The sequence below is a fragment of the Sphingobacterium sp. UBA6645 genome (assembly GCF_002455685.1).
Taxonomy (GTDB): domain Bacteria; phylum Bacteroidota; class Bacteroidia; order Sphingobacteriales; family Sphingobacteriaceae; genus Sphingobacterium; species Sphingobacterium hotanense.
In genome coordinates this window covers 6,045-26,030 of record NZ_DKLH01000059.1, presented here as the reverse complement: position 1 = coordinate 26,030, position 19,986 = coordinate 6,045, and the positions used below count along the sequence as shown (strand labels likewise).

Genomic DNA, 19,986 nt, shown 5'->3' with positions numbered 1-19,986 from the left:
GAACGTGCTTTCGAAAACAGTATTTCTATGTTTATGCGGTCCGAGAAGGTTCCTTTTGACCCAGAGATGGCGGCATTAGCGACTTATTGGAAAGCCGAAGCGATGTATGAAGTTCGTAAATATGGGGAAGCGGTAGATAACTTTTCGAAGTTCCTTCAGTTGCCAGCAGCACGAAATACAACTGTATACAATTATGCAAATTATGCCTTAGCGTATGCCGCATTTCGTATTAATCGATATAACGTCGCAGCACAGTATTTTGAACGTTTTTTGGCATCAGAGGAAGGTTCCTTAGACAAAAAAATACGTCATGACGTAATAGCTCGTCTTGGTGACTCTTATCTCTCTACGCGCAACTATGGCCGTGCGAATGAGTATTATAGCCGGCTTATAAAGGAAAAGGCGCCAAACGAAGATTATGCCTTGTTTCAGCAAGGAATCATTAAAGGGCTTCAGGGCGATAACGAAGGCAAATTAAATACGCTGAGGGCTGTGGTAGAGCAATTTCCGAACTCAAACTATGCGGATGATGTCGCGTTTGAAATTCCTTATTTGTCATTTACCACTGGTGATTACGAGTCCGCTATTTCGGGGCTTCAGCAAATGATCAAACGATATCCTCGAAGTAGCTATGTGCCTAGAGCCTTGATGACAATCGGTCTTGTACAATACAATAACAATGATAATGAGGCAGCAATGGCTACTTTCCAAAAGGTGGTAGAGGAGTATTCGACGACTAGTGAGGCAGCTCAAGCGATGCTTTCTATCGAAAATATATATTTGGATCAAGGGGATGCAACTAGTTATATACACTACGCAACGAGCAACAATATCGCTGACCTAAGTGTTTCCGAACAGGATAACTTGGCATTCCAAGCTGGACGTACCTTATTTGCGCGCGGACAATATGGCCCAGCGGTAGAAGCAATTAACGCGTATTTCGACAAGTTTCCGAAGCCTAGACAGGAAAAGCATGCGCGTTACATTAGAGGGGTAAGTTTATATCATACTGGGCATCCTCGCGAAGCGTTACATGATTTGAATATTATATTAAACGATTGGACAAGTCAGTATACGGAACAAACTTTGATGACAGTCGCTGCTTTGTACTTAAGTTTAAAGGAGTATAACGAGGCGATTGTTCACCTCAAAAAGTTAGAGCTAAATTCGGATTATAAGAAGAATTATGGATACGCAGTGACTAACCTTATGATCTGCTACTACGAGCTTGGAGATTTTGAACAGATGGAGAATTATGTTGAACTCATTAAAAATTATGATAAAGCATCTGAAGCCGAGATTGCTACTGCACATTTGTATAGTGCGAAGGCATCGCTAGCGAAAGAAGATAAGGCTACTGCGATGAAAGAGCTGAATTTGGCGGCTTTGAAAGGTAAGTCTGCCGCAAGCGCTGAGGCAAGATATAGAGTAGCAATGATGCAGTATGAAAATAAGGAGTACAGCAAAGCGCAAAAGTCGGCTTTTGATGTCATTGAAAATATGGATGAACAGGACTATTGGGTGGCTAAGAGTTTTATCTTGCTTGCTGATACTTATGCTAGGAAAGGGGATGCTGTGCAGGCAAGAAGTACTTTGGAAAGTGTGATTGAGAATTATGAGGGCGATGATGATATCATTCCAACTGCTAAAGCACGTTTGCAGAAATTGAAGAAGTAGAAAGGGTAGAAGGGTATTCTTTAAACTACGATAATAAATGGATTGCCAACTTTTAAAATAAGAGTTGGCTTTTTTATTTATTGTTACCACCTATAGTATTTTATCAATAAACTTTCCTACAACCGATTTATAGTCATAATATTGATTAATAGTGTGTTAAAAATATCGGTTGTTTTTGAATATTTGTTTTAACAAATAACAAATATTTTGAGGAAATAAATACATTAATGACAATAGGGTGACAAAACGCATCGTTTTACACTTCGAGAAAAAGATTATAAATCCTATAATTGTGTTAACTAACTGCCTGTTAAAACGGGTACGTAAACAATTCCTAAACTAACCAAAATTATGATGATGAGAACAAAATTCCTTCCTCCCATCTTTGCGTTTCTATTCTCCATATTCTTTCAGCTGAATGCTCAGCAGCTGAGTATCAGAGGGATAGTGAGGGATAGCGAAACGATGGAATCTATTGCAAATGTCACTATTATTTCTGGTAAAAATAGTTTGCAAAGTGATCAATCTGGAAATTTTAATATCGATGCGCCCAAGGGATCGAAACTTAAATTTACTTCATTGGGCTATCGTTCGTCTGAGATTGTTGTCGAATCGTCCTTTGTAGAAGTCCTGTTAATTAGGGACTTTGCGGACATTGACGAAGTGGTGGTTGTTGGATATGGAACCGTTAAAAGATCGGATTTAACAGGGTCTGTCACTCGTGTGAATAGCGAAACTTTTAAAAATCAACCGATGACACAATTCACGGATATGCTATCGGGAACTGTCGCCGGATTTTCTTCTAAGCAATCTACCGGCGCGGCAGGGAAAGGTTCCATGCAGATAAGGGGGCCGAATTCAATACAAGCGGGGAGTTCACCCATGATTGTACTAGATGGTGTTATTTTTAATGGCTCTATCGAAGATATCAACCCTAATGATATCAAAACAATCGATATTTTAAAAGACGCGAGTTCAGCAGCGGTATATGGTTCTCGTGCAGCTTCGGGAGTTGTGCTCATCACAACTGAAAAAGGCCATTCCGGCGAACCCTCAATTAATATCTCCTCTTCTGTTGGTGTTTCCCAACTTTTAAATCCAGGTTATTTTGCTAGAGATCCTCAAAACTACTTAAACATGCGTCGTGATTTCTTTCGAAGTAGGGAGTCTAATAAATTGCCGGACTACCATTGGCTTTCTCCCTCCGAGCTGCCAGCCGGTGTCAGCATTGAGGACTGGCGTAAAACGGTAAATAATCCTGATCCTGACGATGAAAAGGAGTGGCTGCGAAGATTGAGTTTTTTTCCAACGGAAATTGAAGGGTATAAAAATAATCAGACAGTTAATTGGGTAGACGAGGGGTTTAGAACCGGACTGCGTCAGGATTATAACATTGGAATATCAGCAGGATCTGAAAAGTCAAAACAGTATTTTTCTTTAGGTTATGTAAATAATCAAGGAATACTTCTTGGCGATAAATACAAGGCCATTCGCGGACGTGTAAATCTAGATTTTGATTTAAGCTCTTGGTTGAAAATCGGTACCAACCTGCAATTTTCGCGACAGGACGAGAGTTCTGTCCCAGCGACTTTGGATAGAATACAAATTATGAGTCCATATGCTAGTTTATATGATGACAAGGGTAAATTAAACTGGTATCCTCATGGTTATTTAGGAGGTCCGACCAATCCGCTTCTTGATCATTATGGACAAGAAAAGGAATATATAACTTACAATCTTTTCGGCTCAGTCTTCGCTGAGATCGCCTTGCCATTTGGTATCCAATATAAAGCTTCATTTCAGCCGTTAATTGAGACGTATCGAGATTATAACTATTGGTCGCCCGAAACTCAAAAAGGAGGGCATACCTTTTCGAATGGTTATGCCACAAGAGATGATTTCACGCTCTCTGAATGGATGATTGATAATTTATTGAAATGGAATAAGGAGATAGGGATCCACAACTTCGATGTGACCTTATTGTATTCAGCAGAAGAAAGGAACACTTGGCTTTCACAAGCGACGAATCAGAACTTCCTGCCTAGCCCTATTCTAGGATTCGGCGGAATTCAGTTTGGTGATAAACCAGCCATTTCTGCTAACGACGAAAAAAGAACAGGCGATGCGTTTATGGCGCGTTTGAACTATAGCTTATTGAAGAAATATTTATTGACCCTCTCCATACGTCGCGATGGCTATTCCGCTTTTGGTCAAGAGAATCCGAAAGCGTCCTTTCCTGCTGCCGCATTTGCATGGCAGATTCACAATGAAGAGTTTTTTAAAGTTAAGTCGGTCAACGAATTGAAGTTGAGGCTTTCGTGGGGAGTCAATGGAAACCGAGACATTGGAGTTTATTCTGCCTTGGATCAAATTGGTTCAAACCCTTACTACAATGGCTCTGGAACCCAGCAAGGGGTCGTAACATCAACTTTACCTAATGCTGCCCTTCGCTGGGAGGAAACGGAAGCCCTGAATCTGGGATTGGATTTATCCATGTTTGATTATCGATTAAATCTTACAGCAGATGTTTACCAAATGAAAACATCGAATCTGCTCGTTAATAGATCATTGCCGACCATTACAGGTTTCGAGGATGTGATGACTAATATAGGTCAGCTCGACAATAAAGGTTTGGAACTTTCCATATCTACGAAAAATATCCGAAAGGAAAATTTTGATTGGACTTCTAGCCTTAACTTCTCGCTCAACCGAAATAAAATAAAAACCTTATTTGGCGATCAAGGGAAGTATATTCTCGAGGGTAAGGAATATTATGGAGAACTTCCAGAATATGGAAATAAATGGTTTCCAGGAAAGTCTCTTGATGCAATTTGGGACTATAGTATATTGGGTGTTTGGCAGAAAGATGAAGCAGCAGAAGCTTTGAAATATACCCTGTATCCCGGCGATTACAAAGCTGAGGACATGGATGGTAATGGGAAATACGAGGCATTGCAAGACAAGAAGTTTATAGGCTACACGGAACCTCGGTTTAATATAGGTCTTAGAAATGAGGTTAATTTTCTTCGAAACTTTTCTGCGTCAGTTTTTATCAGAGCAGACTTAGGTCATAAACGTCACTTCAATCCCTCATTAGTGGATGTTACGTCACTCGATCGCTTAAGTACTGCGAATTTCCCATATTGGTCACCCGACAATCCGACAAATGATTGGCCTCGATTAGGTTTCCGAAGAACCGCGTATGGTGGGGGAATTATGCCATACAAGCCAACCTCTTTTCTTCGTGTTCAGGACGTATCCTTAGCATACAATGTGGGTAAAGAATATCTGCAAGCTTTAAAATTTACGAGTCTTCGCGCATTCGTTTCTGCACGCAATCTATTCACGTTTGATAAATGGCCAGGTGCAGATCCCGAATCTGGCTTCGCACCAATGCCGCGAACATTCTCAGTGGGCCTTAATATTGTTTTATAATCTAAAGACGTCAATAATCATGAGAACATATAAACACTTAAAGCAGCGTAACATTGCAATTTTTATGATGCTTGTTCAGCTATTATTAATAGGTTGCTCTGACGATTTTTTGAAACCTAAACCAAAGTCTTTTTTTACCGGACAAAATGTCTTTGTAAACAAGCAGGGCTATGATGCAGCGTTAATCACTCTTCGCAAGAATTTGCGTATGGAACAAACGGGGCAGAAAAACTTCTTAGCCCATCAATGGATGGCTTCGGAAGCAGGTTCACCTTATTTACCGGGAAGCACCGATTGGCGATTGTTGACACCGACGGTCGAAGGACACCAAAAGTTTGTTTCTCAAATAAACGAGATGTTCGTTATTGTCAAAAATGCCAATACCATAATCTCTCGAATAGACAATATTGAGTGGGAAAAGGAGTCGGACAGAAATGAAATTCTTGCGGAAGCGCTCTGGCATCGATCTTATTGGTATTATCGTCTAATTGGGAACTACGGCGACCTTCCGTTTGTGATGGAAGAAGCGAAAGGTGCCAAATTAGACTATAAAACACACTCTCGATGGGCCATTTTAGAAAAAATCAAAAAGGATATGGAATGGGCTGTGACGAACATGAAGGAAACTGGTGCTGCAGGTGTGCCGACGAGAGGAGCGGGATATCATTTATTAACGAAGATTTATTTAGCGAATCTAGAATGGGATAACGCAATCAATGCGGCCAGCAATGTAATTAACGGACCCTACAGTTTGATGTCGGAACGCTTTGGTGCCGAAGCTAATGATCCTAAGAAGAATTATATCTGGGATCTGCATCGCCCTCAGAATAAAAATATTGCTCAAAATAAAGAGACTATCCTTGCTTTCATAGATCGATATGAAGCTCCTGACGCTGCCAGGTCTCCAGGATTATTCACGGCAAGAGTTTACCATCCAACGTGGTGGCACTCTGCAGAAAATGCCAGAGATAAGGATGGTGGTTTAGGATTTATCGATAAGGGACCGCTTTATGACAGTTTGGGCCGTGGCAATCCTGACTGCTTATTAAACGATTGGCATGCATACGACATTTGGAAGGATAAACAACAACATACTTGGCAGAATACACCTGATTTAAGAAGAGCAGATATTAATTGGTTTGATCGGCATGAGTTTATCTACAATAATCCCGCGTCGTCTCAATATGGCAAACCCTTCGACCCACAGAATTTACCCCATCCTGCAGAACATTTTATTAGAATTTATCCAATTCCATTTTATAAAACATATGTGCCAAATCATCCTCAGCAAACTAGTCCGCCAATGGGAAGTAATGGTGACTGGTATATTTATCGCTTAGCAGAAACCTTTCTATTAAGGGCGGAAGCTTATTACTGGAAAGGAAATATGACGGCTGCTGCTGAAGATATTAATAAAGTTCGTGGAAGGGCAAAAGCACCGTTGATTGGGGCTTCAGATGTTAGCATTGATTTTATTTTCGATGAGCGTGCGCGAGAGCTTTTTGGGGAGGAACCAAGACAAAATGAATTGAACAGGGTTTCCTACATTATGGCAAAGCTGGGTCTAAACGGCTATTCCCTAACCAATTTGCATGAGAAAAATTGGTTTTATGATCGGATATCTAAGCTGAATAATATTTATTACAATGCCAATTTGATTATTTCAAATACCTACCATATCGAACCTTACAATTTCCAATGGCCGATCGACGATAAAATTATTAATTCAAATACCATGGGAAGAATTAATCAAAACAAAGGATACGTAGGAGCTGAACGCAATGAAGAACCTTTAACCGTTATCGATGAGTAAAGCAATTAAAAGTACCCCGTCCAGTCAGAAATTCGATTCATCATAAGCTGATCGGTTGCATTTCATTTTACTGATTGTTTAATCAAATTATACAACCTACAAGATATAATCACACATTATGATGAAAAATTCAAAAATATTTCTCGCAACGCTTTGTTCTTGCCTAATTTCCATCCTTGTTTATGGTCAGGAAGCTCGAACTTACAATGGGCTTGTTCAGAATGCGGAAACGAGAGCTCCGCTATCTGGCGTTTCGATAACAGTGAAGGATGCTGCGGTTCAAACAGATGCTGAAGGAAAGTTTACCATTCAGGCAAACCCAGGCGAAAGTTTATCGGCTAGCTTATTAGGCTATGAAACGTTTCGCGTACAATTAGGGAATCTAACTACATTACAAATTTCGTTAAATGAAGTATCTGCAGAATTAGAAGATGTCGTCGTTATTGGTTATGGTACTGCTAAGAAATCCGACCTGACTGGTTCTGTAGTTCGAATTTCTATGGAAGACAAGGCGTTACAGGCTAATACCAACTTACTGCAGTCACTTATCGGTGCTACGTCCGGCGTCAACTTAGAATCAAGAGGAGGAGCAAGCAGCGAACCATCCTTGTCAATTCGCGGGCAAACATCTTTATCGGCATCCGATAGACCTTTGATTGTTCTCGATGGCGTTATTTACAATGGTAGTATCAATAATATCAATATGAACGATGTCGAAGCAGTCGATATTTTGAAAGATGCTAGTGCTGCTGCGGTCTATGGTTCTCGCGCGGCAAACGGGGTATTATTGATTACAACAAAGAAAGGTAAGACTGAAAAGCCGGTGATTGCATTCAATACCTATGCCGGGGTACAAGACATGACAAATAACCCCATGCGTGTGATGGATGGTGAAGAATTTGCTGTTCGTTTAGTAGATTGGGACTGGCAAAGTAAGGTTTACAATTGGTATAAGACAAATCCGACAGATGCATCGACAAGACCAGTGCGACCGGATGTGACCGACAGAAATGTGGTCGCTAATTATTTGAGAACGTTAGAAGAAAAAGAAAACTATCTAGCAGGAAAATCAATTGATTGGGTCGACGAGGTATTGCAAACAGCTCCCATGCAATATTATAATTTAAGCTTGCAGGGACGATCCGATCTCTCTAACTATTATATTTCAGGCTCTTACTCGGATGTCGAAGGCATACAATTAAATGACCGGATGAAGAGACTGACGCTCCGTAGTAATGTAGAATCAAGGATCAACGACTGGTTAAAGATCAATCTAAATACTTCCTTTAGCAATATTGATAATTCTGGTATTCCGGCAAGTCTAGCTACTGCTAGAAAGGCAAGCCCGTTGGTAAATAACTATATAGGTCAAGACACTTATGATATCTATCTTGGAGGCGAATTGTTCCAGCCGTACCCTTTAGTCAATCTTTATGTGGATAATTCGGATGTAAGTAAAGAGTTCTTTGGTTTAGGTGCTGTTAGAATCGACGCTCCTTGGGTAAAGGGTTTAGCTTATGATTTCAACTATTCTTACATCTACTCCAATCGGAACAACAATACTTTTAACTCGAGTAAGACACCAGCGGGAGTAAGCAATCGGGGTGAAGCCGTAAAATCGCCATCGGAAGGAAAAGACTGGGCGATTAACAATATCCTTAGCTATAGCAATACGTTCGGTAAACATCAAATTAACTCAACCCTGTTGCTAAGTACCGAAGGGCGCAGTGGAAGTGGGTCATCTTTGAATGCATCAGGATTTAACAATGAAGTGCTTGGCTATAACAATGTCGGATTGGCTGAAGTTGCGACTGTTGCGTCTAGCGCTTATAAGGAGAATAGTATATCCTATATGGCCCGCGCAAATTATAGCTTTATGTCACGCTATCTTTTCACAGCGACAATACGTCGGGATGGGTTTTCCGGTTTTGGAGCAACGAACAAATGGGCAAATTTCCCTTCCGCATCAGTGGCTTGGGTGGTTTCAGAAGAACCTTTCTTTAAAAGGGATGATATCTATTTGAAGATCAGAACTTCCTACGGAAAGAATGGTAATCAGGGGATTGGACGTTACTCTAGCCAATCAAGAATGGGCACTCGCGACTATGTGTATGGACAAAATACGGCTATCGGAATTTACCCCGGTACCTTAGGGAATATTGAATTAGGTTGGGAAACGACATCGGCAATAAACGCAGGGATCGACTTCGGATTTATGAACAATAGAATTACTGGTACCCTGGATTTATACTCATCAAAGACAACCGATATTCTTGTTAGAAGAAAACTTCCTCGCATGGCTGGTTATGCAGACATATGGACCAATATCGGCGCAACAGCGAATAAGGGAATAGAATTAGACATTAAATCAATCAATCTTAATGGCGCATTTCGATGGGAAACAAGCTTGACATTTGCATTAAACAGAGATAAGTTGACTAGACTCTACGGCGATGGAAATGATAGAGATATTGGTAATGCGTGGTTTGTAGGCGAGCCATTAGGTGCCATCTACGACTATGAGATGGCTGGTGGCGTTTGGACGGAGGAAGAGTTTTTTAACGGACAGGTTCTGGAAGGCTGGTATCCAGGTCAATTCAAATATGTAGATCAAGGCGATAAGGATGGCGTGATTGATCCGACAAACGATAGAGCGATTATTGGCTTTACATCGCCAAGCTATCGATTCAGCATCAATAATACTTTCCTTTATAAGAACTTTAGTCTATCAATTTTTATTAACTCTATTCAAGGAGGCAGCAATCGTTATTTGGCAAATAACGTAGAGAATGTAAATCCGCTTTATTATTTCCCAGATCGACACAACAACTCAGCGGTTAATCCTTATTGGAGTCCGCTAGAGCCAACAACAAATACAACGGGTATTTATAACGTTCCGCTTCGTCAAAGTGGCATTTATCAAAGCCGAAGCTTTGTTCGTATTCAAGATGTTTCCTTAGGGTACAGTTTCAAAAATGAGCTGTTGCAAAAGTTGAAGATGCAATCTGCACAGGTATATATTTCGAGCAAAAATCCTTACGTGTGGACGAAGTGGCAGGGATGGGATCCAGAAAGTGGCGCAAGCGATAATCCGGTAATGCGGAATGTAGTCTTGGGCTTAAATGTATCTTTTTAACATGTTGAATAACATTCAAAACTCTTAGTTATGAAAACGATCAAGAAAATATTTTACAACATACGCGTATTCAGCGTATCACTTTTGCTGCTTGCTTTCCTAGCCTGTGATAAAAGCTTGTTGGATGAAAAGCCATTAGACTTTTTATCACCAGATAATGCTTATTTAACCGAAGCAGGGGCGTTGCAGGGTGTGACTGCAATCCATGACCGCGTTCGATCTGCATATTATTCCTTTGGCGAATTTGGCGTCATGAATTGGGCGACACATGGAAGCGACCTTGGTTATAACGGCGAAACCCCTGCAGCTGGGGGAGTTTATTTGAATTCCTATGAAGATATGACACCGATTTGGCGAAATGTCGTGGACCCTTGGAATGTTGGATTTGAAGTAATTCAGTGGGCTAACGTATTGATCGATAAGGTTGGCAAAGCCAGTCCGGAAGATTTTACGAATGGAGAGAAGGGTAAAAATGTATATATCGCTGAAGCAAGATTTTTCAGAGCTTTTATGTATAGAAATTTAGCCTCGACCTATGGCGATATTCCGGTACTAACTGAACCTATTCAGACTGCAAAGGCCGACTTTGTAAGAGATCCTATAAAAAAGGTTTATGAGCAAATGGTAGAGGACTTCAAGTTTGCTGCGGAGAATCTTCCGAAACCATCGCAAGAAGCAGCGCCTGGAAGAATTACGCAGGGTCCGGCTTTACACTTTCTAGCAGAAACTTATCTGGAACTGAAAGATCCAACCAAAGCAGTAGAAGCAGCGAGCAAGGTCATCAATGATTACAATTATAATTTGATGACGAGACGCTTTGGGGGTAGGTTAGGAAATGATGTTTTTGGATCAGGTGACCCATACTTTGACTTATTCGGCTATGGCAATCATAATCTTCCCGAGAATACCGAATCCATGTGGGTCATCCAAGTTGAGCCATTTATCAAGGGTGGGGGGCAAATAGCCAGTGCTTATATCTTTGGCCCACGTTACTTCGATATAGGACTAACTCCAGATGGGAAGAAAGCCATTCTTGGTGAATTGTATAATGGTGCTTACACTGGCTATACGGATACGCTTGGACGTCCAACGGCAAACGCTAGAGGAACGAATTTAGTGTACTATTACATATGGAAGGATAATTGGAATAATGATACAAGAAATGCAGAGCATAACTTGAAAAGAAACTTCTACTACGATAATCCGCAATCGGCTTATCATAAAAAGAAGATTGACTTCAGTTTATACAACCCGGCACGAACAGATCCTAGAGCAGACACGTTAAAAATCCTCTTTCCGATTCATACGAAATTCACGGATCCTTTAAATTATTTCTTGCAGCCAAATCGCTCTGGCGGCGGGATTACCCATAAGGATTGGTATGCCTTACGTTTTGCCGAAACTTTATTGTTGCGTGCAGAAGCTTATTTAGCGACCGGTCAAAAAGACCTGGCAGCTGCAGATGTAAACAAGGTTCGTCAAAGATCAAATGCGAAGCCTGTTGCTGCAGCGAATCTGGATATCGATTATATACTGGACGAAAGAGCTAGAGAATTATATGGCGAAGAATGGCGCTTAATTACCTTGAGAAGGACCGGAAAATTAATTGAAAGGGTACTGAAGTACAATGATAATCCGCTATGTCCTGGAGCCTTTATTAAGCCTCATAATTTCCGATGGCCAATACCGTTAGCAGATATTGACTTGAATATTGATGCTGAGTTCCCGCAAAATCCAGGGTATGATCAATAAGAAATCAATAGTGGAAGAATTATTCACTTTCTAGTCGAATTGAAATTAATGATGAAAATTATGGTACAGATGTTTTTTAAGAGTGATCCGGTAGTGATTAGCCGATTTGTGCGTCTTATGTTCTTGCTGATGGCTATGGTTATTGGATCGTCGAGCGCCTCAGCGAAAGCGAATCTAAACAGCAAAATACCGCATATCGTATTTTTGATAAGTGAAGATCCCGACAATTATGAAGCGCATATATCAATGCCGGCTTTTGCAAAATCCCTATCCGAAAGCGGACGATATAAAACATCTGTACTTCAGGGCAGTTCGAACCGTACTTCTTACCGTTTTCCAAACTTTGAAATCGTCAAAGAAGCGGATCTAATCGTGGTTTTCGCACGTAGGCTGGCTTTGCCTAACGAACAAATGGATTTATTAAAGGAATACCTCAAAAACGGAGGCGGGCTTGTCGGAATTAGAACAGCAAATCATGCTTTTACGCTATTGAAAGGTGAGGCTCCTGTAAAAGGTTTCGAACAATGGCCAGAATTCGTCTCTACCGTTCTAGGTTGTGAAAATAGAGGTTACGGACCGGCTTCAGCCAAAACAGAAGTACAGGTCAATGAACATTTCGAAAATCATGAAATCTTAAAGGGCATAGGGGATAGCAAATGGGTTAGTGATGGCAATCTTTACCTCGTAGCGCCACTCCTTGACAAAAATGCAAAAGTGTTATTACGGGGGCTGAGTGACCAGAAATCACAACCTATAGCATGGACGCGTCGATATGGCAAGAGTAGAGTTTTCTACACCTCCTTAGGCTATCCAACGGATTTTAAAAATCAGAACTTCATCAAACTACTAGAAAATGCGATGGATTGGACATTGAATAAAAGTGCTAAACACAGACGATAAGGACGCCACGAAAATTTGAAAGAATGAATTTATATAATCACAATACTACACACCGCGCTTCCGTAAAGCTAATACGGCCAACGCTCATTTATATGTTGCTGTTGCTTACGGTATTCGGATTCTCCAGCACATTTGCTGCTGAGCAGCTAAGGGTCGGAATTGCCAAGAGAAATATTACGCCAAGTTCCGAGGTGAAAAATTGGGTGACAGGAAAACCATACCGAGTTATTAAGGATTCAATCTTCGTCCGTTCGCTAGTGATGATGGATAGCTTAAATAATACATCGGTTATCATTTCTTGGGATTTGGTCGATGCAAGTGAATCAGCGACGGAAGAGATCCGGAAAAGGATTTCTGAATTTGCAAATATCCCCATGAAAAACATTTTGGTCAATGCGACGCACAACCATTCTGCTCCCTGGTCGCCCGTTTACAATCAGGGATTTCGTGGAAGAGAAAATGAAACCTGGTGGACAAGCCGTCACATTGAAAACATCAATAGCGATCCACATTTTTCCGCTTGGAAGCAAGAGTTGGTCGATAAAACCTTGGCCGCAACAAAGGAGGCAATGAAATCCGTTCAACCGGCCTCAATTTGGGTAGGACGGGTCGATGCTTCAGAATTTATGAACAACAGAAGACCACGAGCTGCAAAATGGGGCGTAGAAGACAGTAACACACCGGATGGATACAATTACAAGCACAAAGATTGGAACCCGAAGGTACTCATGGGGGCTGCAACTTTCGGACCCATGGATCGAGCAATGTCCTTAGTTTCCTTTCGCAACAAAGAAGGTAAGAATATAGCCACTATTTTCCATCTGGCAATTCATGCGGTGGCTATCTATCCGTATTCTGACGATATTTCAGGGGATTGGCCCAGCGCTGCAGCTTCGAAAATGAATAGAAAACTTGGTGGAGAATCCATCTTCCTGCAAGGTGCTGCGGGAGACATCAATCCTTGGCGTCGCGGCCCCGATGCGGTCAAGGAAATGGCTTCCGGATTAGTTGACTTGGCGGGATTAGCCTATAATTATAGCGCTAAGATTTCTATTTCCCCGCTCCAAACTTTTCAACGGAAAGTAAGTCTTCCAACCTCAGACCGAGGAAAAGGTAGAACAGGCTTAGAAGCCATCGAAGCTGAAGTGCAGGTCATAACATTGGGGCCATTGGCTATAGTCGCATTGCCTGGTGAACCTTTGACTTCTCTAGCAGATGAGATAAGGAAGAATTCACCTTTTCCTCAAACGCTTGTCTTGGGCTATTCAAATGGCAATGGCGTCCACTACGTCTGTTTGCCGGATGAAGAGCCTTATGGGGGATACGAGGTGGAAGAGGGGACTTCGGGGTCCCATGTCGCAGGATTGGAACTCGTAGAAACCGCCAATCAAATGTTAAAGGAGGCTAGAGCCGATAGGAACATTAAAAACTAAAAATAATGAATAGAATAATCATACAAGCAATTGCCCTATCTTTCATGATATTCAATATATTTTTATCCAGCTCGTATGCGCAGGATTTAAACAGGAAAACGTGGAAGGTTGGATTGGCAACTGCCAATATCACACCCGAAAAGCCAATGTGGTTGGCTGGATATGCCAGTCGGACTAAACCCTCCGAAGGGAGCATTCATCCCTTGTGGGCGAAATGTATTCTTTTCGAAGATGCGCAAGGAAACCGGTCTTTGTTGTTGACCCTTGAAGTCGTCGGAATTGGCAGTAGCTTTAGTAACGAAGTTCGCCAAGCCATCAGTAAGGAAACAGGCGCGCCCATCGAAAACATAATAATCAACTGCTCCCATACGCACTCTGGTCCCGTACTCGATCACGTATTAACTGGTATTTATCCTTTAGATGATTCAAATAAAATGGTCATCGTCGAATATGGAAAATGGCTAAGGGAAACGTTAATTCAATTAAGCAAACAAGCGCTTCAGGACCTGGAGCCTGTTAAACTTTTCGCTAAAAATGGTGTTTCCAGGGTTCAAGTAAACCGTAGGTCAAATCAAGAGAAAGACATAGCCAGTTTAAAAGAACTAGAAGGTCCTAATGATTTCTCCGTCCCAGTATTTAAGGTCGAGACGGCTTCGGGAAAGCTGAAGGCTATTATTTTTGGATATGCCTGCCATCCTACAGTGCTATCAGGTTATCAATGGTCAGGAGATTATGCAGGTTTCGCTCAAGCGGAATTAGAAAAACTATATCCTGGGGCAAAGGCATTGTTTTTTCAAGGTGCAGGGGGAGATCAAAATCCTTTGCCTAGACGCACGCTAGCATTAGCCAAGCAATACGGTAAATCATTAGCTGCTTCAGTCGAACGCGTAATTGAGGAAGATATGACCGCATTGGCGCCTAAATTTAATTCAGCATCCGCAAATATAGATTTACCCCTGACTACTCCACCGACCCTGGGAGAATTGGAGAAAATCCAGAAAGAAGCCGGTTCGGGTTATATTTATGAATGGAGCTCTAATTTGATTGACCAATATAAGAGCGGAAAATCAATTCTAGGAAGCTACACTAATTATCCGATTCAGGTATGGGACTTCGCCGGACAAAAGCTAATCAGCTTGGGAGGGGAGGTAACGATCGGTTATGCGGTCAAATTGAAGGAGAAATATGGTGAGGATATTTTCGTCATGGCATATAGCAATGATGTGATGGGATATATTCCTACTGAACAAGTACTGGAGGAAGGAGGCTATGAAGGGGATACTTCTCAGAGAGCCTATGGCTTGCCCAGTAAATGGGCGCCAGGAATCGAAGGTCGGATACTAACCGCGATTGACGCCCTGATGAAGAAAATACGATAATCATAGAATAAGCTAACGAAAACATTAAATCTAATTTTTTGAAAAACAATGAAGAAAATCACTAGCAAGTTTCAGGTAGTTGGCTGTCATGCCTTCGTTGCAACAACCGTATTATTTGGGTTATGGTCCTGCAATCAACCCAAATATCCGGGGCCTAAGACTCCAGAGGAGTCGATAAAAGCAATGAAAGTGCATCCAGATTTTGAAGTACAAATATATGCAACCGAGCCTTTTGTAAAGGATCCTATAGCGATGACCTTTGATGAGAAGGGGAATGCTTATGTGGTCGAAATGGCGGATTATCCTTTTTCAGACATGGAACCCAATCCACCCGGCAAGGGCAATGGCAGAATCGTTTACTTGAAAGATAATGATAACGACGGGGTGGTTGATGAGTCTATCGTTTTTGTCGAAGGCATTTCAGAGATGACAAGTGTAATGGCATGGAAGAATGGTCTTTTAGTGACTGCAGCACCTGATATTTTCTATCTAGAAGACACAGATGGTGACGGCAAGTCCGATCATAAGGAGGTGCTCTACACCGGTTTCTTCACGAATAACTCTGAAGCACAAATTACCAATTTGACATACGCAATTGATAACTGGATATATGCATCGAATCATGGTCAAGCGGGGGAAATTACATCCACACGCCAAGCTGATGCACCTGCGTTATCCGTCGGCGGTTCGGATTTCCGCTTCCGTTTAGATAAGCAAATATTTGAAAGAGAGACCGCCCCAGCACAATTCGGACAGACATTGAACGATTGGGGACATCGCTTTATGACACAAAATACATTACATATCCAACAAGCCGTGATGCCAGGGCGATACATGCATAGACATGAATTCCTGCCTTCTAAAAAAGGTGTTGAGAATATTTCCGATCATGAATTGCGAATGTATCAGGTTACGCCAGCTCCATATTGGCGAGCTGAGCGTAGTCGAAGACGCCAAGAGGCATATGATGAACAAGGGAAAGGGCAGGTGGAGCATGCTGAAGGCCACTTTACTGGTGCTTCGGGAGGTACTGTTTATGGAGGAGATGCATACCCTGAAGGCTTTTATGGTAATATCTTTACCGGAGAAGTGGCAGGAAATCTAGTTCATCGGGATGTCATTGTACCCCACAAAACGAGCCCAAAATACGTTGCCTCACGCGCCGCTGAAGAAAAAGAAAGCGAATTTATCACCTCTACGGATTCTTGGTTCAGACCCACAAGTTTCGCTGTGTCGCCTGATGGTAATTTATATATGGTTGATATGTATCGCCAGCATATAGAAACGCCGATGTCTATTCCTGAAGACTTGGTTGCCGAAATGGATTATAAGCAAGGTATGGACATGGGAAGAATCTATAGGATCGTTCCTAAAAAGAAAAAGAATCTGAACCGTAATATAACGTCGAAAGAGAATAAGACAACGGCTGATTATGTGAAATTATTAGCGCATGAAAGCCAATGGTGGCGATTGCAGGCTCAACGTAAGTTGATCGAAAGTCAGGATAAAAGTGTTGTTCGTACTGTTCTGGAGGTGTTTAATAACAGCAATGATGCACGATACAGGTTGCATGCGCTTTATACTTTAGAAGGTCTTGGAGCACTGAATAGTGAATTGGTTAAAAAGGCGTTGGCAGATAGTCATGACGGCGTTCGAGAACACGGGGCCATCTTATCAGAGCGATATCCTGAAACTAGAGAGGCTCTAGCCGCTCTTATAAATGATCAAGCTCCACGAGTTGTTTTTCAAGCTACCCTGAGTTTAGGACAGTTCAATGATGCAAATACCATTAATCTTTTGACTAATATCCTCGAAAAAAATAGTGCTGATCCATGGTTTAGAATGGCAGTGTTAAGTTCGAATGTAGGCTCATCCTATGAGCTATTCAATTCGCTGAATAAAACAGCTTTCTTTGATGCGTACAATGATGATAAGGCTCAATTTATTAAAGACTTGGCTTTTATCTTAACAAAAAGAGATCAATCTGTCGATAAATTCGCGAAGGATGTGGAAGCCATTTCCAAAGGTAAAAATGAAAGTAAGTGGTTGTTAGGAGCGATAGAAGGTATCGAGAAAGCAAACAAAGACGGGGTGAAAAACCAAGCGGTAAAAACAACCCTGCAGTCGATAATGGAATCTACCGCAAATCAAGATGTCAAAACTAAATTATCTGAACTACTTAAATCATAACTATGAAGAATAACACGAAGATGGAGAGAAGAGATTTTATTAAAAGCACCGTTTCTTCTTCATTGGCTCTAATACTAGGAACGGCATACTTGATGACGGGATGTAATAATTCAGGGAAACAGACTGAACAGACTGCTGATGCTAAATCACAGGGGAATGGGGTGAGTTCATGCGACGATTATTCAGGCGTGGATGAGGTAAACTTGAGAAAAAGAGAGCAGCTGGGCTATGTCAAACAAACTCCTAATCCGGAACATCAATGTGATAATTGTAAGCTGTATATCGCGCCAAAAGACGGGCAGCAGTGTGGAGGATGTATGTTGTTCACAGGTCCCGTTTTTGCAGAAGGCTATTGCACATACTGGGCACCGCCAGATGAGGCTTAAATTAGAGATTATAAAATAACGGTGTAAGGCCAATCAAAAGAGTTCATGTTAATTAACATGGGCTCTTTTTTTCGTAGGATTTATGTCGCATATGTGAAAGCTTTTAGCGGCATAATTCTTTTAAAACGTTTGCATTCTTTTTAAGTGCTATCGATAGCGACGTCTAGCATTTGCCTACAGTTGGTCAACTCAATTCCCTTATAAAACCCTTTCATAACCAATTCAAACTCAAATCAAACGCCTTTCGAAAGGGGATTGATATGGGTTTGATAGGATTAGGAAAGAATTATCCTATATTGAATGTAAGTAGTTGTTACATTTGTGTTTTTTATGGGTCTTCCTATAAGGGAGAGCAAAAAAAACGTTAATCCATATTGAACTTGAGAGTTCGAATAAATGGCGGGTAACGACGGGTTATTTGTTAGATATCCAGAAGGTAGGGGGCGCCATGTAATAACCCTATTCGATTTATAGATCCAGATGGAATGCTCCCAATCTTTTTTGGATGATTTTTGGAATAAATCTCAGAATGGATCTTCATGGACGAATCAGGGAGATGGAAGTTTCTCTGATGGAAATGGTCAGACCGTTAAAGATGAAAAGCCACCTCAATATCCGTCAACCTGGTTGTCTAAATTAAGAGGATTTCAGACAAAAGCTAGTAATTGGGCTACAAATGGCCAAAGTAAATGGGCTGATCAACAAAGTGCGGTCGTAACCGAGATGGGGCAAACATTTACAACTGTCACTCAGGGGTATAGAGATTATACCAAGCCGGAACTAATCTTAAAAAAATCCATACTTAAAGCTATGGGTAAAGGTTACGAAATAGCAGGAGAAAAGATAGTTCCTATTAAGAATACAGAAGTTCTCAATATGTTAAATTCGGCTTCTAAAGGAGACTGGGTTAAAGTTTACGCAGCAGGTTTAAAAAATAGAGAAAAGATGGAAGTGTATTATTATAGAAATAATAATACGGACAGGTTTTTGATGTTAAAACAAAATACAATTATTTGCATCAGAAAGAGTTTAAAAAATTGTAACGTAAGATGAAATACTCCATAGAATCATTGATAGATATTGTTAGTTCCGGGAAATTGCCGGTTTTGTTGGATGGTGATATTCAGGTTATCCTAAACTCTATTAATGATTGGCCTAATCCAGTTGAAAGTTTAGATGTTTTTGTTCGCCTATTATCACAATCTATTGACAGCCCTTTAACACAAATCAATATTGAAAAATATATTTGGGGATTAGATCCAAAAACTAATGCGTGGGAGAAAGAGTCTCTAACACAATTGATTCCACTGTTTTCTCATTATCATGATGGCGCAACACTTGATAAGCTCTTTTCAAAGATTGAAAAAGAGTTGGAAGCTTTTTATGAAGCAACCTGAATAGATTGAAGAAATCAGTTTATTCATCGATGTGTAAGGTAAATTATTACAATGAAGAGCTTAGCGTTTGACGTGATGGGTAATATTGATTCGTTTCGTAGAAGCACAGACACTACGGTGTGGTTCAAAAATTTTAAACACGCTTATCAAGGTAACCAACTTATTAGAATTACAAATGCTGGAAGGGCATCTAGAAATAACTCATTTACTTATGACGGTAATGATAATGGGACTAAAAATACACGATTAGGAATCAAGCAAATCCAATGCAATTATTTAAATTTAGCAAAGAAGTTTGTATAAATATGGAAATTTCAATTATCGAACTTAGTTTTTCTGGAAAATCAAATGTTTTAATTTTATGGGGACAAAATGAGGGAGATGATTGTTTTTTACTCGATAATAATCAAAAAATTTGTGGCTTTTTATCAACCGATCATATTATTCATTATTTAAATAATGGAGAAACTTTGATTAATCCATTTAGT

At 40.8% G+C, this 19,986-nt stretch carries 13 protein-coding genes; all 13 read left to right on the top strand.

All coding sequences use genetic code 11. The features are described 5' to 3' along the window. A partial coding sequence (locus tag B2400_RS11455; protein ID WP_293933481.1) for a tetratricopeptide repeat protein occupies window positions 1–1,677 on the top strand: 1,677 nt, incomplete at its 5' end. Between the two features lie 351 nt (window positions 1,678–2,028). Beyond that, on the top strand, window positions 2,029–5,112 hold the full coding sequence (locus B2400_RS11450) for a SusC/RagA family TonB-linked outer membrane protein (protein WP_293933479.1): 3,084 nt from the start codon (window positions 2,029–2,031) through the stop codon (window positions 5,110–5,112). A 19-nt stretch (window positions 5,113–5,131) separates the two neighbouring features. After that, window positions 5,132–6,925 carry a RagB/SusD family nutrient uptake outer membrane protein gene (locus tag B2400_RS11445; RefSeq protein ID WP_293933476.1) on the top strand — a complete coding sequence of 598 codons (1,794 nt, stop codon included), beginning with the start codon at window positions 5,132–5,134 and terminating at the stop codon, window positions 6,923–6,925. Between the two features lie 118 nt (window positions 6,926–7,043). Continuing rightward, the gene (locus B2400_RS11440; RefSeq protein ID WP_293933473.1) at window positions 7,044–10,061 is read left to right on the top strand and encodes a SusC/RagA family TonB-linked outer membrane protein; all 3,018 of its coding nucleotides are present in this window, start codon (window positions 7,044–7,046) and stop codon (window positions 10,059–10,061) included. Window positions 10,062–10,091: 30 nt separating this feature from the next. Next, window positions 10,092–11,813, top strand: coding sequence for a RagB/SusD family nutrient uptake outer membrane protein (locus tag B2400_RS11435; RefSeq protein WP_293933471.1), 1,722 nt, complete (start codon window positions 10,092–10,094; stop codon window positions 11,811–11,813). Between the two features lie 48 nt (window positions 11,814–11,861). Continuing rightward, complete coding sequence (locus B2400_RS11430) at window positions 11,862–12,713, top strand: ThuA domain-containing protein (RefSeq protein WP_293933469.1); 852 nt, start codon at window positions 11,862–11,864, stop codon at window positions 12,711–12,713. A gap of 23 nt (window positions 12,714–12,736) precedes the next feature. Then, window positions 12,737–14,146: a neutral/alkaline non-lysosomal ceramidase N-terminal domain-containing protein gene (locus B2400_RS11425; RefSeq protein ID WP_293933466.1), complete on the top strand. Its 1,410-nt coding sequence runs from the start codon at window positions 12,737–12,739 to the stop codon at window positions 14,144–14,146. 5 nt (window positions 14,147–14,151) lie between these two features. Next, the gene (locus B2400_RS11420) at window positions 14,152–15,525 is read left to right on the top strand and encodes a neutral/alkaline non-lysosomal ceramidase N-terminal domain-containing protein (protein ID WP_293933464.1); all 1,374 of its coding nucleotides are present in this window, start codon (window positions 14,152–14,154) and stop codon (window positions 15,523–15,525) included. A 48-nt stretch (window positions 15,526–15,573) separates the two neighbouring features. Continuing rightward, window positions 15,574–17,715 carry a PVC-type heme-binding CxxCH protein gene (locus B2400_RS11415; RefSeq protein ID WP_293933461.1) on the top strand — a complete coding sequence of 714 codons (2,142 nt, stop codon included), beginning with the start codon at window positions 15,574–15,576 and terminating at the stop codon, window positions 17,713–17,715. Window positions 17,716–17,717: 2 nt separating this feature from the next. Next, window positions 17,718–18,101, top strand: coding sequence for a high-potential iron-sulfur protein (locus tag B2400_RS11410; protein WP_293933458.1), 384 nt, complete (start codon window positions 17,718–17,720; stop codon window positions 18,099–18,101). A 480-nt stretch (window positions 18,102–18,581) separates the two neighbouring features. Further along, a complete protein-coding gene (locus B2400_RS11405; protein ID WP_293933455.1) occupies window positions 18,582–19,154 on the top strand; it encodes a hypothetical protein in 573 nt (190 codons plus the stop codon). After that, window positions 19,151–19,498, top strand: a complete 348-nt coding sequence (locus B2400_RS11400; RefSeq protein WP_293933452.1) for a hypothetical protein — start codon at window positions 19,151–19,153, stop codon at window positions 19,496–19,498. Before B2400_RS11405 ends, B2400_RS11400 begins: the two co-directional genes overlap by 4 nt. A gap of 266 nt (window positions 19,499–19,764) precedes the next feature. Next, window positions 19,765–19,986: hypothetical protein (locus B2400_RS11395; protein ID WP_293933449.1), on the top strand; the 222-nt coding region annotated here is incomplete at its 3' end.

Excerpts from the sequence above, each read along its gene's own strand:
- B2400_RS11450 (WP_293933479.1), top strand. The coding sequence starts at position 2,029 with ATGATGATGAGAACAAAATTCCTTCCTCCCATCTTTGCGTTTCTATTC.
- B2400_RS11445 (WP_293933476.1), top strand. The coding sequence starts at position 5,132 with ATGAGAACATATAAACACTTAAAGCAGCGTAACATTGCAATTTTTATG.
- B2400_RS11440 (WP_293933473.1), top strand. The coding sequence starts at position 7,044 with ATGATGAAAAATTCAAAAATATTTCTCGCAACGCTTTGTTCTTGCCTA.
- B2400_RS11435 (WP_293933471.1), top strand. The coding sequence starts at position 10,092 with ATGAAAACGATCAAGAAAATATTTTACAACATACGCGTATTCAGCGTA.
- B2400_RS11430 (WP_293933469.1), top strand. The coding sequence starts at position 11,862 with ATGATGAAAATTATGGTACAGATGTTTTTTAAGAGTGATCCGGTAGTG.
- B2400_RS11425 (WP_293933466.1), top strand. The coding sequence starts at position 12,737 with ATGAATTTATATAATCACAATACTACACACCGCGCTTCCGTAAAGCTA.
- B2400_RS11420 (WP_293933464.1), top strand. The coding sequence starts at position 14,152 with ATGAATAGAATAATCATACAAGCAATTGCCCTATCTTTCATGATATTC.
- B2400_RS11415 (WP_293933461.1), top strand. The coding sequence starts at position 15,574 with ATGAAGAAAATCACTAGCAAGTTTCAGGTAGTTGGCTGTCATGCCTTC.
- B2400_RS11410 (WP_293933458.1), top strand. The coding sequence starts at position 17,718 with ATGAAGAATAACACGAAGATGGAGAGAAGAGATTTTATTAAAAGCACC.
- B2400_RS11405 (WP_293933455.1), top strand. The coding sequence starts at position 18,582 with ATGGAATGCTCCCAATCTTTTTTGGATGATTTTTGGAATAAATCTCAG.
- B2400_RS11400 (WP_293933452.1), top strand. The coding sequence starts at position 19,151 with ATGAAATACTCCATAGAATCATTGATAGATATTGTTAGTTCCGGGAAA.